Source organism: Rhizobium sp. BK512 (genome assembly GCF_014194915.1).
GTDB lineage: Bacteria > Pseudomonadota > Alphaproteobacteria > Rhizobiales > Rhizobiaceae > Rhizobium.
The window spans coordinates 728,601-744,177 of the sequence record NZ_JACIAS010000003.1 but is presented as its reverse complement, the minus strand read 5'-3'; the positions used below and the strand labels follow the sequence as shown (position 1 = coordinate 744,177).

General features: G+C 59.9%; 18 protein-coding genes. 7 read left to right on the top strand and 11 right to left on the bottom strand.

Annotated elements, in window-relative coordinates:
* Positions 1-33: 33 nt before the first annotated feature.
* Both FHX06_RS14310 and FHX06_RS14305 read left to right on the top strand, forming a co-directional pair.
* On the top strand, positions 34-1,095 hold the full coding sequence (locus FHX06_RS14310; protein ID WP_112546277.1) for an ABC transporter ATP-binding protein: 1,062 nt from the start codon (positions 34-36) through the stop codon (positions 1,093-1,095).
* Between the two features lie 12 nt (positions 1,096-1,107).
* Complete coding sequence (locus tag FHX06_RS14305) at positions 1,108-1,833, top strand: SDR family oxidoreductase (RefSeq protein WP_183879767.1); 726 nt, start codon at positions 1,108-1,110, stop codon at positions 1,831-1,833.
* 93 nt (positions 1,834-1,926) lie between these two features.
* On the opposite strand, the gene FHX06_RS14300 is transcribed toward FHX06_RS14305, so the two are convergent.
* The 3 genes from FHX06_RS14300 to pobA all read right to left on the bottom strand — a co-directional run bounded on the left by FHX06_RS14300 (position 1,927) and on the right by pobA (position 5,450).
* Positions 1,927-2,721 carry an HpcH/HpaI aldolase family protein gene (locus tag FHX06_RS14300; RefSeq protein ID WP_113014411.1) on the bottom strand — a complete coding sequence of 265 codons (795 nt, stop codon included), beginning with the start codon at positions 2,719-2,721 and terminating at the stop codon, positions 1,927-1,929.
* Between the two features lie 205 nt (positions 2,722-2,926).
* Positions 2,927-4,054: a tartrate dehydrogenase gene (locus tag FHX06_RS14295; RefSeq protein WP_113014412.1), complete on the bottom strand. Its 1,128-nt coding sequence runs from the start codon at positions 4,052-4,054 to the stop codon at positions 2,927-2,929.
* 223 nt (positions 4,055-4,277) lie between these two features.
* The gene (pobA, locus tag FHX06_RS14290; protein ID WP_183879765.1) at positions 4,278-5,450 is read right to left on the bottom strand and encodes a 4-hydroxybenzoate 3-monooxygenase; all 1,173 of its coding nucleotides are present in this window, start codon (positions 5,448-5,450) and stop codon (positions 4,278-4,280) included.
* A 115-nt stretch (positions 5,451-5,565) separates the two neighbouring features.
* Here pobA and FHX06_RS14285 point away from each other — a divergent pair, with 115 nt between their 5' ends.
* A complete protein-coding gene (locus FHX06_RS14285) occupies positions 5,566-6,456 on the top strand; it encodes a helix-turn-helix domain-containing protein (RefSeq protein ID WP_183879763.1) in 891 nt (296 codons plus the stop codon).
* On the opposite strand, the gene FHX06_RS14280 is transcribed toward FHX06_RS14285, so the two are convergent.
* Positions 6,453-7,313, bottom strand: a complete 861-nt coding sequence (locus tag FHX06_RS14280) for a sugar phosphate isomerase/epimerase family protein (RefSeq protein WP_183879761.1) — start codon at positions 7,311-7,313, stop codon at positions 6,453-6,455. The two genes, FHX06_RS14285 and FHX06_RS14280, sit on opposite strands and share 4 nt — an antisense overlap.
* 70 nt (positions 7,314-7,383) lie before the next feature.
* Positions 7,384-8,754, bottom strand: a complete 1,371-nt coding sequence (locus tag FHX06_RS14275; protein ID WP_183879759.1) for an amidase — start codon at positions 8,752-8,754, stop codon at positions 7,384-7,386.
* 272 nt (positions 8,755-9,026) lie between these two features.
* On the opposite strand from FHX06_RS14275, the gene FHX06_RS14270 reads away from it, so the two are divergent.
* Entirely contained in the window at positions 9,027-9,320 is a 294-nt protein-coding gene (locus FHX06_RS14270; RefSeq protein ID WP_081493320.1) for a hypothetical protein, read from the top strand.
* Between the two features lie 72 nt (positions 9,321-9,392).
* Positions 9,393-9,833: a DUF1810 domain-containing protein gene (locus FHX06_RS14265; protein WP_183879757.1), complete on the top strand. Its 441-nt coding sequence runs from the start codon at positions 9,393-9,395 to the stop codon at positions 9,831-9,833.
* Here the strand turns inward: FHX06_RS14265 and FHX06_RS14260 are convergent.
* Entirely contained in the window at positions 9,830-10,015 is a 186-nt protein-coding gene (locus FHX06_RS14260; protein ID WP_112546352.1) for a hypothetical protein, read from the bottom strand. The two genes, FHX06_RS14265 and FHX06_RS14260, sit on opposite strands and share 4 nt — an antisense overlap.
* A 72-nt stretch (positions 10,016-10,087) precedes the next feature.
* Positions 10,088-10,711: a TetR/AcrR family transcriptional regulator gene (locus tag FHX06_RS14255; RefSeq protein WP_112546268.1), complete on the bottom strand. Its 624-nt coding sequence runs from the start codon at positions 10,709-10,711 to the stop codon at positions 10,088-10,090.
* A gap of 130 nt (positions 10,712-10,841) precedes the next feature.
* On the opposite strand from FHX06_RS14255, the gene FHX06_RS14250 reads away from it, so the two are divergent.
* Together FHX06_RS14250 and FHX06_RS14245 are read left to right on the top strand one after the other, a co-directional pair.
* The gene (locus tag FHX06_RS14250; protein WP_007825758.1) at positions 10,842-11,057 is read left to right on the top strand and encodes a hypothetical protein; all 216 of its coding nucleotides are present in this window, start codon (positions 10,842-10,844) and stop codon (positions 11,055-11,057) included.
* A gap of 524 nt (positions 11,058-11,581) precedes the next feature.
* Positions 11,582-12,415, top strand: coding sequence for an IclR family transcriptional regulator (locus tag FHX06_RS14245; RefSeq protein ID WP_112546267.1), 834 nt, complete (start codon positions 11,582-11,584; stop codon positions 12,413-12,415).
* Between the two features lie 16 nt (positions 12,416-12,431).
* Here the strand turns inward: FHX06_RS14245 and FHX06_RS14240 are convergent, their stop codons facing one another.
* The 4 genes from FHX06_RS14240 to FHX06_RS14225 are packed head-to-tail and all read right to left on the bottom strand — an operon-like array spanning position 12,432 to position 15,574.
* Positions 12,432-13,238 carry a c-type cytochrome gene (locus FHX06_RS14240; protein ID WP_112969086.1) on the bottom strand — a complete coding sequence of 269 codons (807 nt, stop codon included), beginning with the start codon at positions 13,236-13,238 and terminating at the stop codon, positions 12,432-12,434.
* Positions 13,238-14,860, bottom strand: coding sequence for a b(o/a)3-type cytochrome-c oxidase subunit 1 (locus FHX06_RS14235; protein ID WP_183879755.1), 1,623 nt, complete (start codon positions 14,858-14,860; stop codon positions 13,238-13,240). Before FHX06_RS14235 ends, FHX06_RS14240 begins: the two co-directional genes overlap by 1 nt.
* The gene (locus tag FHX06_RS14230) at positions 14,850-15,407 is read right to left on the bottom strand and encodes a cytochrome C oxidase subunit II (protein ID WP_183879753.1); all 558 of its coding nucleotides are present in this window, start codon (positions 15,405-15,407) and stop codon (positions 14,850-14,852) included. Before FHX06_RS14230 ends, FHX06_RS14235 begins: the two co-directional genes overlap by 11 nt.
* Complete coding sequence (locus FHX06_RS14225; RefSeq protein ID WP_183879751.1) at positions 15,407-15,574, bottom strand: hypothetical protein; 168 nt, start codon at positions 15,572-15,574, stop codon at positions 15,407-15,409. The genes FHX06_RS14230 and FHX06_RS14225 overlap by 1 nt, the downstream gene beginning before the upstream one ends.
* Between the last annotated feature and the right edge of the window lie 3 nt (positions 15,575-15,577).

Sequence of the window (15,577 nt, the reverse complement as noted above, 5' to 3'; positions counted from 1 at the left end):
ACGCAAGCCGAACTGGATTAGGGAGAAACGACTTTGGCAAACGTACAGGTCAGCGACGTCACCAAGAGATATGGCGCGCTTCAGGTCATGCACGGCGTCAGCGTCGATATCGAGGATGGTGAATTCGTCGTCCTGGTCGGCCCCTCCGGTTGTGGCAAATCCACGCTGCTGCGCATGATCGCCGGTCTGGAGACCGTCAGCAGCGGCGACATCAGGATCGGCGGGCGGGTGGTCACCAATGCTCCGCCGAAGGAACGCGACATTGCCATGGTCTTCCAGAGCTACGCGCTGTATCCTCACAAGACAGTCGCCGAGAATATGGGCTTTCCGCTGAAAATGGCGAAGCGTCCGAAATCGGAAATCGCCGAGAAGGTCGGCAAGGCGGCCGAGATCCTTGATCTGACGCGTTATCTGGACCGTTATCCGAAGCAGCTGTCCGGCGGTCAGCGACAGCGCGTCGCCATGGGCCGGGCGATCGTCCGCGACCCTCAGGTCTTTCTGTTCGATGAACCGCTGTCCAACCTCGATGCCAAGCTTCGCGTCACCATGCGCGTCGAAATCAAGGAACTGCACCAGCGCCTGAAGACGACGACCGTCTATGTGACGCATGACCAGATCGAAGCGATGACCATGGCGAACAAGATCGTCGTCATGCGCGACGGAAGGGTGGAGCAGGTCGGCAAGCCACTCGATCTCTATGACTTTCCGGCCAATCTCTTCGTGGCCGGTTTCATCGGCAGCCCGTCAATGAACTTTCTCCAGGGCAAGATCGCAACCCGGGAAGGCAAACAGGTCGTCGTCACCGATCAGGGCGTCGTCCTTCCCGTCGGAGGCCTAAATGCCGAAGATGGGAAGGCCGTAACCTATGGCATCCGTCCCGAGCACATCACTATCGCCGAAGACGGTATCCCGGTTGAGGTGTCGGTCTACGAGCCAACAGGTTCCGAAACGCTGATCTTCGGCCGCGTCGGTGGAGTACCGATCGATGCCCTCATCCGCGAGCGTATCGAAGTCACACCCGGCAAGGTGCTGCATTTTCATATTGATCCCCGCCGCGTTCACATCTTTGATCAGGCAACGGGACAGCGATTGTAAAGCGAGGAGCATATGAATTTCGAAGGTAAGAAAGTAATCGTCACCGGCGCCGGCAAGGGTATCGGCCGCGTTGTGGCAGAGATATTGGTCAAACGCGGCGCCAAGGTCGCGGCACTGACCAGAAGTGCTGATGACGTCGTTTCGCTCCGTGAGGACTTAGGCTGCCAGGCCATTCAGGTTGATCTTGCCGATGCGAACGCGACGCGGGAGGCGGTGCGCGCCGCGCTTCCAGCAGACTTCCTCATCAGTTGCGCAGGAACGACCGAACTGCAGTCCTTCCTCGAAACCACGGTCGAGGCGTTTGACCACCTGATTGCAGTCAACACGCGCGCTCCGATGATCGTGGCACAGGAATATGCACGATCCTTGATCGAAGACGGTCGCCACGGCGCCATCGTCAACGTGTCCTCCGTCGCGGCCTTCGTCGGCATCCCCGATCATGCGGCCTATTGCGCTTCGAAGGGCGGTTTGGACGGCCTGACTCGTGTCATGGCCAAGGAATTGGCGCCGCAAGGGATTCGTGTAAATGGCGTTCATCCCACGGTGACCTTGACGCCAATGGCGATCAAGGCCTGGAGCGATCCCGAAAAGGCGGCGGGAATGCAACAGCGCATCCCAGTCGGCCGGTTCGCGGAGCCCGAGGATGTGGCGGAGGTGATCCTATTCCTACTGTCGGACGAAGCCGCGATGGTCAACGGCATCTCGATGCCTATCGATGGCGGTTACATGATCGCGTAGCGCCCTATGTTCCCTGGCCGAGCGCGGACCGGCCAAGAAAACCGCCAACATCTGACGATACTCAACATGCAACTTCGTTGGGGTTTCGGCGGGTCAACCGGCGGAAGCAATCTTCCTGGCAGCGTTGATCGCCCTGCGCGCACCGGATCGCAATTGCGCGGTTTCTGCGCCGGCGATGACGAAGGCGAAGCCGAATTTCAGAAGCTCGCCCGCACGCTCGCCGTCACCGGCAAAGGCGCAGGCGAATTTTCCATGTGCGCGGCAACGCGCAACTGCGTGCTGCATGGCGCTGTCGATCTCAGCTGCATTCGGTGCGACCTGATCGCCATGGGAAAGCGCGATGGAAAGGTCCGAGGGACCGATGAAGATGCCGTCGACCCCGGCTACGCCGAGGATATCATCGATCGCCTCCAGCGCCGCGCGCGTCTCGATCATGGCGATTGCGACCGTCAGGTCGTTGGCGTTCTTGAGATAATCGTCCGCCGAAAGGCCGGTGTGGTTGAGCGCCAACGACGGACCCCAGCTGCGCTCGCCGGCCGGCGGGTATTTCGTGGTCTTAACGAAGGCCCTCGCATCTTCGGCCGAATTGATCATCGGCGCGATGATGCCGGACGCGCCGGCATCGAGCAGGCGCGAGGCAGAGGCGAAATCGCCGACCGGAATACGGGCGAGCGCCGGCTTGCCGGCAATACGCACATGGCTGACGGCAGCCGCTGCAGACGGCAGGTCCCACATGCCGTGCTGCATGTCGAGGACGACGGCATCGAAGGCTTCCTGTGCCAGGTGATTGACAAGCAGCGGATCGGGAATGCCCACCCAGGCGGAGATCATCCGGCTTTCATGGTTCCGGATCCGGGCCGCAAAGCCTTCGATGTCAGCTGCACTCATGGCATTCTCCTCAGTTCGCCAGACTAGCAATAGCCGTATATTTGACTTCGAGGAACTCTTCGATGCCTTATTTCGAACCCTCGACCGATGCCGGACTGCTTCACGTCGCCGAAAGGAGCGACCGCCGTCGAAATGAGTCCCTCATCTGTACCGAGAATGCCGAATTCGAGAGCCACGGCAACCCGGAAGATGCGGCCGACGCGGATCAGACGGTCGGGATAGTCTCGTCACCAGGGGCGAAATTCGATCCTCGCACAGCCTCGCAAACGGCGCGCGTCACATCCGCCGTCGTGGCCTTGCCACCGAGATCCGGAGTGAGAATGCCGGCGGCACAGACCTGTTCCACTGCCGAGATCAGTATCTTTGCCGCGGCCGTTTCGCCGAGATGTTCCAGCATCAGCGATGCCGTCCAGAAACTTCCGACCGGGTTGGCGATGCCCTTGCCGGTAATATCGAAAGCCGAACCGTGAATCGGCTCGAACATCGACGGAAAGCGGCGCTCGGGATCGACATTGCCGGTCGGTGCGATACCAAGCGAGCCGGCAAGTGCGGCCGCAAGGTCGGATAAGATGTCGGCATGCAGGTTGGTTGCAACGACTGTGTCGATGCTCTTTGGTTTTGCGACCATGCGGAAGGTCATGGCATCGACCAGTTCCTTATCCCAGGTCACGTCGGGAAAGTCCCTGGCTACTTCTGCGGCGATCTCATCCCACAGCACCAGACCGTGACGCTGGGCGTTTGATTTTGTGACGACGGTCAGAAGCTTGCGCGGACGCTTCTGCGCCTCGCCGAAGGCAAAACGCATGATGCGCTCGACGCCCCGGCGCGTGAAGATCGAGGTTTCGGTCGCCACTTCCTCCGGCAGGCCGATATGCGCACGGCCGCCATGGCCGGAATATTCCCCCTCGGAATTTTCGCGCACGATCAGCCAGTCGAGATCGCCTTCCTCCACACCCCTCAGCGGGCTTTTCACGCCCGGAAAGATGCGCGTCGGGCGGATATTGGCATATTGGTCCAGACGCTGGCAGATTGGCAGGCGCAAACCCCAGAGCGTGATGTGGTCCGGCACGTCGGGTGCGCCGACGGCGCCGAAATAAATCGCGTCAGTCTCTTTCAACAGAGACAAAGCATTGTCCGGCATGAACGCGCCGGTCCTGCGATAGCGTTCGCTGCCCCAGTCATGGTGATCGACGTCGAGCGCAAAGGCACCGCTGCGGGCGGCCAGCACTTCAAGCACTTCAAGGCCGGCAGCGATGACTTCGGGGCCGATACCGTCGCCGGGAACGGAGGCGATGCGATAGCGTCGTAGCTGCGTATTGGTATCGGCGTTCATGCGACCCCCATTAATCGTCAAATCGGGCCAGCAGCATCTGCTTGGCAATCATCCGGGTTGCAGCTTCAGCCTGTTGGCGATCCTGCTTTCTTGGCTGTTGATTTCTTGCACAGATAACCAGGATTCTCGACGATATTTTGCGGTATTTTCAATCCGCGTCTGGCGCGGAATGACGCTTCACTCAGAGCACCAATGCGGCAGGCAATGGGCCTTCACGTGCCCGTCAGAACGGCAATCCGACATAGTTTTCCGCAAGCGCTGTCGAGGCGGCACGCGAATGGGTCAGATAGTCGAGTTCCGCCTCCTGGATCTTCTGATCGAAATCGCCAGTATCGGGAAAACGATGCATCATCGTCGTCATCCACCAAGAAAAGCGTACAGCCTTCCAGATGCGGGCAAGCGCTCTCCGCGAATATGCTTCGAGACCGGCTCCCGAACGATCGTCGTAGAATTCCATCAGTCCTTCGAACAGGTAATGCACGTCGCTCGCAGCAAGGTTCAGCCCCTTGGCGCCGGTCGGCGGCACGATATGGGCGGCATCGCCGACAAGGAACAGGTGGCCGAAGCGCATAGGCTCGGCAACGAAGGAGCGCAGCGGCGCGATCGACTTTTCGAAGGATGGAGCGGTCTTCAGGGCCTCGGCGTGATGGGCCGGCAAACGTCGGCGTAACTCGTCCCAGAAGCGCTCGTCGCTCCAGTCTTCGACCTTCTCGTCCAGGGAACACTGGATGTAATAGCGGCTGCGCGTCGCAGAGCGCATGGAACAGAGCGCGAAACCGCGCGGATGATTAGCGTAGATCAGTTCGTGATTGACCGGGGAGACATCGGCGAGCAGACCGAGCCAGCCGAAGGGGTAGATCTTTTCGAAGGTGGTGATCGCTTTCTCCGGAACCGCCTTGCGGCTTGGGCCGTGGAAGCCGTCGCAGCCGGCGATGAAATCACAGTTGACACGGTGAGTGACACCATCCTTCTCGTAGCTTACGAAGGAAGAACCACCCGCGAAATCGTGTGGCACGACATTGGCGGCGTCATAAATCGTCGCAGCACCACTTGCCTCGCGCCGCTCCATCAGGTCACGGGTCACCTCGGTCTGGCCGTAGACCGTGACGCGCTTGCCGCCGGTCAGGCCATAGAGATCGATGCGGTGATCGCGTCCGTCGAAAGCCAGTGAAAAGCCGTCATGCGGCAAGCCTTCAGCTTGCAGCCTGGCAGCCGAGCGGGCCTCATTCAGAAGACGGACGGTGCCCTCTTCCAACACCCCTGCCCGAACGCGGCCGAGAATGTAGTCCTTGCCGACCCGATCGAGAATGATGTTGTCGATGCCGGCTTCTGTCAGCAGCTGACCCAGCAGCAGGCCCGAGGGGCCCGAACCAATGATGGCGATTTGGGTGCGCAATTGTTTCCTCCACGCAATTGGCTTTTGGCAAATTGTGACCTTTAGCCCTTCCCGCAGCAATGGACTTTCCCACCGAAAAATTGCACAAAACGAACATGGGAACGGAAGGAAACCCATGACGAGACATGTGCCGACCTATGAGCTCTACGGCGAGACATCGGGCAAGGAACCCGACTTCTGGCTTCACTGCGAAACGATCCCCTCGCGCAGCAGCCTGCACCGTTGGGAGATCAAATTGCACCGGCACGCGAGCTTCTTTCAGATATTGTACATCGACGCTGGCGAAGGCGATGCTATTTTCGGCGAGCAGAGCCTCGCCATCCAGCCGCCTGCGGTTGTCACGGTTCCTCCCGGTCTCGACCATGGCTTTCGTTTTTCGCGTGATATTGACGGTCTTGTCGTCACCATGCTGAGCGCCAATCTCAGCCACCTTCCCGGCGACCGCAGCCTGCTCGGCGAGTGGCTCGCCGTCCCGCATCTCACGGCGCTCGATCCTCAAGATCCCGACGCAGCCTATCTCATGCAGAGCTTGAAACGGCTCGGCGAAGAATATCGACACGACCGCAGCGGCCGCAGCGAACTTCTCGCCTCCTATGTCGCGGTCGCGCTACGGCTAACGGCCAGGATTTCCCATCAGGAGAATGTCAGCCGGTTTCCCGCTGATGAAAACGAACGGCGGATGGAGCAGCTGACAGGGCTCATCCAGCAGCATTTCCGCTCACACAGACCCGCTTCATTCTATGCCAGGGAAATCGGCGTCTCGCCGACCCATCTCAATCGCATCGTTCGCTTGATGACCGGAAAGACGGCTCACGACCTGATCGCCAACAAGCTCATCGACGAGGCCAAGCGTGAACTCGTCTTCACGCTCGCAAACGTCCGGGAGGTCGGCTATCGACTTGGCTTTGCAGACCCGGCCTATTTCTGCCGCTTCTTCCTCAAGCATGCGGGCGAGACGCCCAAGGATTGGCGCAAGCGGGAGAAGAACAGGCTGGAGCGAACCTAGGCCGTTCGACGCGCGGGAGCGTCGGCAAGGAATTCCTCGATGAACTTCTTTTGCAGCAGGATGCCGTCCCACTCGTCCGCGAAGAACGGTGAATCGTAGATCAGCGTATAGGGTCCGGCATAGCCGGCCTTTTCGCACATTTCCAGGCATTGGCGGTAGTCTGCAGCATCAAGCCCGGAAGCGTTGTAGTCGGCCTTGGCATGGCAGATTTCGGCGCGGCGCATGATATTGGCCAGCCCTTCGTATTTGGCGGGTGCCGCCCAGTTTCCGAGATCACCATTGAGGCCGACCTTGCCGTCGAGTTCGTCGAGCAGCCAGTTCATTTCCTTCGGCGAGGGCAGAAGCGCGAACCAGTTTTCGGTGACGACACGCACGCCGCTTCCCATCGCCTGCCCGGCCAGCCATTTCAGGTGCCGCGCGGACCGCGCCAGATTCTCCTCGTTCGGCGCCTGCTTGCCGGCGATAACGCGAATGCGCTCGGCGCCGAGAGACTTGGCGATTTCGATCCAGCCGGCAATCCAGCCTATGTCGCGCTCCGCCGTCTCGGGATTGCTGGGGTCGCCGTCTTCCACGAGCAGTGTCTGGAAGAGAATGTTGGAGGCCTTCAGCGCATCACGGAATTCCGAGAGGTAGCCAGCATCAAGGCTCGGCAGATGGAACGAGCAGACCTCCAGCCGACCAAGTCCGCGCTCAGCGAGCATGCCGGGTACTTCGAGCAGGCTGACAGTGCCCTGCCCATAGGGTTCCTGGCGTGCTGCACTTTTCTGCGGATCGGGACCATAGGGGTAGGTTGCACCCAGCATCCGATGAAGCGACCACGTGGAAACCGCAAACCGGCCGTTCTGCAAAGCCTGCATCTTTCAACTCCTCCCATTTCCTCGGGACGACATTGTCAAGAATGATGCGCGGCTTCAAGCCCGCAATCACCTAGATCCGGTCACCGCGAATGATAGCTTCCGCCGCCAGCGAAACCGCGAGAAGTGCATCGTCGCGATTAGCCGGAGCCGAGAGAAGGAAGCCGGCCGGCATATCCGCCTCGCCCTTGCCGCAGGGGATGGAAACGCCGCACCAATCCAGGAAATTGCCGAGCGCCGTATTGCGCAGTGTCTTGCCATTGGTGGCAACGAAAAGCTCGTCGTCACGCTCCAGTGCGGCAATCGGCGGCGCGACATGGGCAACCGAAGGGAAGGCGACCAGGCGATTGCCGATCAGTCGCTCGGTATCGGCGATCAACCGGGCGCGTGCAGCAAGAATGGCGATATAGTCGGGCATGCTGGTCTTTTCGCCGAGACGGGTGCGCATGACGACGCGATGATCCATGCGTGCGGCCTCCGGCCCTGCAAGCCTTTCGCGATGGAGAGCGAAGGCTTCAGCAGTCACGAGCGCGCCATGTTTTGCCATCAGCGAGATGATTTCGTCGAAAGCCGGGATTTCGATCGAACTGATAAGCGCGCCGGCAGAACGCAGTCGCTCGACACCGCCTTCGAAGGCTTCGGCGACACCAGGCCCCAGACCATCGAGCACGACATTCCTGGGTATGACGATATCGATGCCTTTCAGCGACTGCCGGGTAATGACCGGGGCGGTCAGACCACGCATGGCGGCATCGATCCATATCGCGTCCTGGACGGACCGGCAGAGCGGGCCGAGCGAATCGAGGCTCGTCGCCAGCGGATAGACGCCTTCCATGGCATAGCGCCCGCGCGTTGCCTTGTAACCGACGATGCCGTTCAGGGCGGCGGGAATACGCACCGAGCCGCCCGTATCCGTGCCCATCGCAACCGGTACAAGGCCTGCGGCCACCGCCACGCCCGCACCGGAGGACGACCCGCCGGGAATGCGCGGTTCATCCTTGCTATGGGGATTTTCCGGCGTACCGTAGTGCGGATTGATGCCGAGTCCGGAGAAAGCGAATTCGCTCATATTGGTGCGACCGACCGCCAGCATGCCGGCATTCTTGAGCAGCGTGACGATGGCCGCGTCGTGCTTCGCGGGTGCGTCGTCCGTCAGGACCACCGAACCGGCCGTGGTCGGCATGCCCTCGATATCGAAAAGATCTTTCCAGGCAATCGGAATCCCGTCGAGTGCACCGAGCGAGCGGCCGTCACGTATACGCCTGGAGGAAGCATGAGCCTCCCGCATCGCCCGCTCGCGCAACAATACCGTAAAGACCGCCTTGTCGGCATATTGCTCGATCCCGTCGAAAATCGCGTCCGCGACATCCACAGGATCGACCTCGCCGCTCTGGATGAGTAGGGAAAGCTGAGCGATAGACATCGCACCGAAAGCAGGGGTCATGGGGAAAGTCCTGTGGATATCGAACAGGATTTACCTCCTATCATTTGGCAGGACCAGCCCTTGCACGGCTTTTCACGATGATTAGTACGATTTTGTGAACACTGAGTTTGATTTAGCGCTCTTCAATTTACTGCAGTTAAGACACACATGCGGTGCTGCACGCGGGAGCCGGATCGGCATGCCATTAGCTTGCCTTCCCAAGCCGTATCCCGGTGCATTGCAGGAGACTTGAAATGACACAATCTGAAACTTGGACCTCCGGTCACCAGGATATGGTGCACCAGCATGTGAAGGAGGACGTGAGTTACGGCGAAGCTGAACGCGATTACGCCGACCACGTCAGCGCACAGAAGCTGTCGGTCCTGGAGCGGATCGTGGTCGTGGGCGCCCTCGTACTGCTGAGCTTTGTAGGCTTCACAGCACCGTCGGCACAGACATCAGCGACCGATCCGATGACGACTTCGGCTATTGAAGAGCAAGCGCCTCCGGGTGATAGTCTGGTGCCACACCACCAGCGCTACGGCCATTGCCGTGAAACGAGCCCCTACGCAGACAAGGTCTGCTAAGGGCAAGCGATTTTCGCCGGGCATGGAATCTTTCGTCTGACGTGCATTTCAAGCATAGGAAAGGAAAGAACCATGGCCGGCGACTTGGACTATGACCTTCACCGCTTCATCGAAGCGCAGAACGGCATATACAAGCAGGCTCTTGCAGAGCTGGAAGCCGGTCGCAAGCGCTCCCACTGGATGTGGTTCATCTTCCCGCAGATCGCCGGTCTTGGAACGTCTTCGATGGCGGAGAAATATGCCATTCGCTCGGCAGAAGAAGCCTCGGCCTATCTCGCTGACCCCATCCTCGGCAGCCGCCTTTTGCGCTGCGTCGAGGCAATCCTCTCCGTCAAGGATCGCAGCGCGCACGATATCATGGGCTCCCTGGATGATCTGAAGCTTCGCTCCTCCATGACACTGTTTGCCGCGGTCAGCGATCACGGCTCGCCCTTTCACAAGGCGATCGATCATTTCTACGACGGAAAATTCGACGAACGGACAATTTCCGTCCTGAGTGCCGGCAACGGCTAACCTGGAGTATGCTCCAGCGCCGCGATCTCCTCAGAGATTTCCTCGATACGCTGCCTCAGATCGATTTGCGTACCGTCGTCCACTTCCTCTTCGCCAAAGCAATAGCGTGCATCGTGCAGTTCGAGTTTGGCTTCAAGCTCGGCGCGTCTGGCATATAGGTGCCGGAGATAGGTGTAATTCATCTCTGCCTCCAGATTGCCCCCAGATCAGCAGAACGACCATGCAACCCCTAAGGTTCCCTGGCTGCGACAATATCAGCCGAAAGCGGAGATCGCCACGTTGCAGGCTTTTTCAAAATGGCAGGAGCAGCCGCCATCCGCCATGGCCTGGCGGGTAACACGCGCACCCTCAAGCAGCAGTGTCAGAGTATCGGCGAGCAGTTCCGGCTCGCGCGAGCCGGCAGCCATACAAAGGGCCGCAAGACGGTTGCGCTGCATCGCCTTGTGACGCTCGATCAACTCGTGCGCCGGATGGCCTTCGCCCTTCAATTCGATGGCAGCGTTGGCAAGATCGCAACCGGCGGGCTCGCCGTTCAGACAGTGAGCTCTGTCCTCGACCCAGGCAAGCAACTGGCCGCGTGCGTCGCCCGGGTGTGCGGCTTCGAGATCGCGCCAGATCTTCTCGGCCTTTTCGGAGGCGCGGCGCAGTGTCTCGCAGACCAGCTCATCCTTGGAGCCGAAATGCCTGTAGAGCGTCATCTTGTTGGTGGCAGCCGCATCCGCAATGGCATCGACGCCAATGCCGCGAATGCCGCGCTCACGGAAAAGCTCCGACGCTGTCGAGACGATACGTTCCCTGGGAGGGATTCGATCATCTGAAGCAGCTACGGAGATTTCATTCAACGATTCTGATTTTTTCGCGGACGAAGTCCTTGACATCGATGTGACCGATCGGTAACAAATGCATTGTTACTTACCGGTAACACCACTCTTCGCAGAAGTCAATGCCAGGAGCACTTGGCAACGGGAGTGGAACACGGGCGACCGCCCACGAAAGGAGGACCGTACCATGAGAAAGACCAGAGAAGATTTGACCATTTCCGAAGCCCTTCGCGACCCGCTGATCGCCATGGTGCTCCGCGCCGACGGCGTGAAGCTTGAAGATTTCAAGCAACTCCTTGAGACGGCCGCACACAAACGCGAGCCGCGTCCCTCCACGGTGAGCGAAATGATCGGGTCCTTTGCCAGCCGCGCCAATCTGCCGGCGATGCCCTGCTTCGGCTGACCTGACCACTGGCCCCACAAGGCCCGATCGGCACTGGGGATAAGCCCTGTTCCCAGACGGGCTGCCGCTATCAGGCGGCAGCCCTTGCGATGTCGTGATTGCTCACATCTATATCGATTCCCAATAATTCATCCCGCGACCTTGAGACGCTCGCCGCCGGGGGCGCCATCCTCTGACAACGCCCACCGGCGGTGGCTCCGGCAAGCCGCAAAAGGGGCGTCGGCTTGCCACTGCTGACCGCGATGTCTGGCAGGAGACTTGGCCGACATCCGATCAGCCGGTATCGCTGATGGGACGAAAACTCAAACTGCGGCTTGTTGTTCCGTCTGCGGCACCGCCGATGCGTGATCGGGCGCCCGCAGATGGATCTGTCGCCTGCAATTACAGCACGTCCCATGACGGCACCCGATGCCCGTCTGCGGCAGCCACCGAAGATTTCATATCCAGAAATTTTGCGATTTGCTTCGCGGACGGCTATGCCATAGTAATGTAACAGGTTCGCATGATATCAGAGGTATGTTGAATTGGACGGAAAGACATCCCCCGCAATCCACTCCGAAGATGAAGACCCGGCCGAAGGGACCGGCGCCAAGGGCGCGCGCCGTGCACGCGTCAGCGGCATCGATCGCGCGCTGCAGGTGATCGACCATCTCTACGAGACGGGATCGCCGGCCGGCGTCTACGCCATCGCCAAGGCAGTAAAGGCACCGCTTTCTACCGTCTATGTCATCGTCGACGATCTGGTCGAAAAGAATATGCTGACGCGGCAGTCCGACGGGTCGATCTGGCTCGGCTCGCGGCTCTACCATTACGGCCTCGCCTATGCGCGGTCGCTCGATTTCATGAGTGTCGCGACGCATGAGATGCATGACCTTTGCCGCCAGGCCGGCGAAACCGTTCAGGTCTGCGGCCGTGACGGCGATTTCATGCTGGTTCTGGCCATGGCCGATGGCCCCAGTCATTTCCAGGTCGCCTCCCGCGTCGGTACTCGTGTACCGCTCAATTGGACTGCATCTGGCCGTCTGTTGGTCGGGCATCTGCAGGAAGACGAGCGGGTCGAGCTCTTCAAGCGCTGTGCCCGCTCCTCGCCGACGGGCCGCGCAGAGATCGATCCCGCAACACTATCGGAATCCGCCGGAAAAGCCTTTGAATCGCGCCTCTCGATCCAGGCGGGCGAATCCGATTATGCGGTTGCCTGCATCGCCTCGCCGATCTGCGATCGTGAAGGTCAATGCGTCGCCACCATTTCCATCGTGCTGCCGGAGCAGAAAGCCTTTTCTGACGAAAGCCACTATACCGCACAGGTACGCAGTTCCGCCGAGCGCATCGAAAAGTTGATGGGCTGGCGCAGCCATTAAGCACTATTCGGACGGGTCATTCGGCCGCCAGTGGCTCCTTATTGGCATAGTATTGGGCTGCCTGGTCGATTTCCTCCGGCGTCATAGCGCGAGCGACATTGCGCATCTGGCTGCTGATGTCGTTCTGCCGTGAGCCGGATATAAAGGCCAGAAGCTGGGTCTTCAGATACAGTTCCGACTGACCCTCGAGCCAGGGGCTGCCGAGCTTGTTCTCGATGCTTCCATGGCAAGAACCGCAAGGCGCAATGCCGCGCGTCGGCGCGCCGCTCGCGACGATCCGCGGCACAGGATTGCTGCCTGACGGATGAAAGCCTGGAAGGCGCGGCAGGTAGGAATAATAGGCCGCCAGATCCTGCATGTCCTGCTCGGTCAGCTTCACGGCAAATGGGCTCATGACGGCGTTGACACGCACACCGTCCTTGAAGTCACGAAGCTGCTTGTAGACGACGCTTGCGTATTGTCCCGCAAGGTTGGGAGAGTCGGCACGACTGACGCCCGTGGGGCCGTGACAGATCGCGCATTGCTGGGCCAGTGTAGCGCCCCGCCCGATCGCCTCTTCGTCCCGTCTTCTCGGCACCGCCGTCGCGATCTTGACCAGGGATGTCTTGTAATCCGGCGTGATCGTTTCGGAAGGCGTTCCCGGCCGCGGCAATCCCGCGGCCCGGCAGATGGAATCCCAGATGCCCGCTACCTGACCTCCTGCCTCCAGGCGCGGCAGCAGCACAAAGCCCAAACCTGCTGCTACGACAAAGATGCCCGCGGTGACGGTCACGCTCGTGACCGTCCAGCGATTGCGGAAGCTGATCATCTTTTCGCGAGCCATCATCGTTCTCCCACATAGACTGCGGGCACAGATGTATCGTCACGCACGGCGAGCTGAAGGATTGGATACCCGTAATTCGTGATGGTCAGCCCGATCATCAGGGCGACCCAGAGGCCGTAGCTGTTGAGCGCAGCAGGCACCCTGGTCGGCGGATGGACAGCGACCGCGAAGCGATATTCCTCGGGCTCTTGCCGCGCCGAATATTGCGTGCGGACCAGAATGGCAATGAAGAGAATTCCCGCCGCGACGAGAATGAACCCGCCGAAGACGGAGAACACGACCGATAGGGCCTCGTTGGCGAGCGCCGGATCGGTATAGTCGAAGAAAGACATTCGACGTGGCATGCCGAGAATGCCGACATAGTGCCAGGGAAATGTCGTCACGATCATCCCGATGAACCAGAGCCAGAGCTGCAGCCTGACGAGCCCGAGGCTGACGATCTGTCGACCGGTCAAATGGGGCCAGAGATCATAGGCGATCGCAAAATACATGATGACGATGGCGCCGCCGAAGATGAGATGGAAGTGCCCTGTTATCCACTGCGTATTGTGGATCGACGCGTCGAGCTGGTAGCTCATGTTGATGAGCCCGCCCGCCCCGCCGAAACCGAGCATGATGAAGGAGAATGTCACAGCCAGCATCATGGGGTTGCGCCACGGCAGGACCTTCAGCCAGCCGAACATGCCACGGCCGCCGCGCGCGCGGGCGGCGATCTCTATCGACGCGCAGATGGTAAAGACGGTCAAGAGTGTCGGAAGCGCAACGAGCGCGGTAAAAGCAGAGTGGATGAACTTGAAGCCTGCGCCGACCTGCGGATCGGCAAACGCGTGGTGGATGCCGATCGGCATTGCGACGACCAGGAACAGGATGAAGGAAATCCGCGCCATCGTATCGCTGTAGATCCGCCCGCCGATCGACCGCGGCACGATCGTGTAATAGGCGATATAGGTTGGCATCAGCCAGAAGTAGACGATGGCGTGCAGTGTCCACGAGAAAAACACGCGGGCAAGACCTGCATCGATCGTCGACTTGAAGCCCAACGCTACGGGAATGATCTGCAGCAGAAGTTCGAGCGCCGCACCGACCGCAGTCCAGCCCCAAAGATAGGAGCCTGCGACATTGGCAAACATCGCCAGCGGGACGGGAGCACCCGGATTGGCCTTTTTCCAGATGCCCAGATTGACGGACATCAATGCCACCCAAATCCAGGAACCGACGACGACCATCACGACGCCGATATAGTAGAATGGATTGCCGATCAGCGGCGGATAGAATGTATAAAGAACGGAAGCCATGCCCAGGGCTACCGGAATCATCGCGACGACGGAGCCGACAGCAATCAGCCAGAACCCTGCCCATGCCCAGCGCACACCAACCAGGTTCTGCTTCAGGGAAGACTCGCTGATCGCATAACCGAAGGCCATCGCCACAAGGGTCGGGAATACATAACCCATGACAGTGCCATGCGCCGTCAGCGAGCGATAATACCATTCCGGATTGTTGACCCACGGAGACAACGGGCTGCGGACATACATCTGCCAGGCGCCGAGCAACAGAGCCAATCCGAAAACCGCAAAGGCGAGCCAGAAATGCGCAAGGATCAATCTGCGATTATGGAGCACAGGAAAGCCTCCTCTTGTCCGCCATTTCCGAGAGGAACTGTTGCTTGTCCACGACCTTCACCCTTGCCCACATGCCCTCATGACCGACACTGCAGAACTCCTGGCAGGGCATCAGGTGGTCACCGGGGGCTGCAAAGCTTGCCTTCTGGATCGACACGTAACCCGGTACGAGCATCGTATTGATGTTGGTGCCCTGAATGAGGAAGCCGTGCACGACGTCGGCGCTGGTGGCGCGGAAAGTGATCGGCGTCGCGGCCGGCACGACGATACAGGGCGGAGAGAAGGAATATTGCTGGCCGATCGCCCGGACCGTCACCGAGCCGTCAGGCTCGACTGCACTCCCGAGATTGGACTCGATGAATTCGCCTGCGAGATGGATCGTCGTGGGATCGATGGTCTCGACGGTCGTCTGCGGCATCGTTGCATTGTGAATGCCTGCGAAAGCTGCCATTCCCGCCAGAAAGACGATGATGAGGACTGCAACTGTCGCCCAGCGCCGTTCGACACGCTCCGAGACTGCCGCTGCCTGATTATGCATATCGGTCATCAGCCGCTCCTGGGCACGAACACGAGCAGATAGAAAAGTATCCACATGAGGACGACGATCGCGGTCGCTATCCCCGCTACGGCAAGGGCGCCGCGTGGTCCCTCGGCGACGATCTGTTCGACCAAGGCGTTGTCAGGAGCGTCTGCTGGATCTTCCGAATTGATCATGGC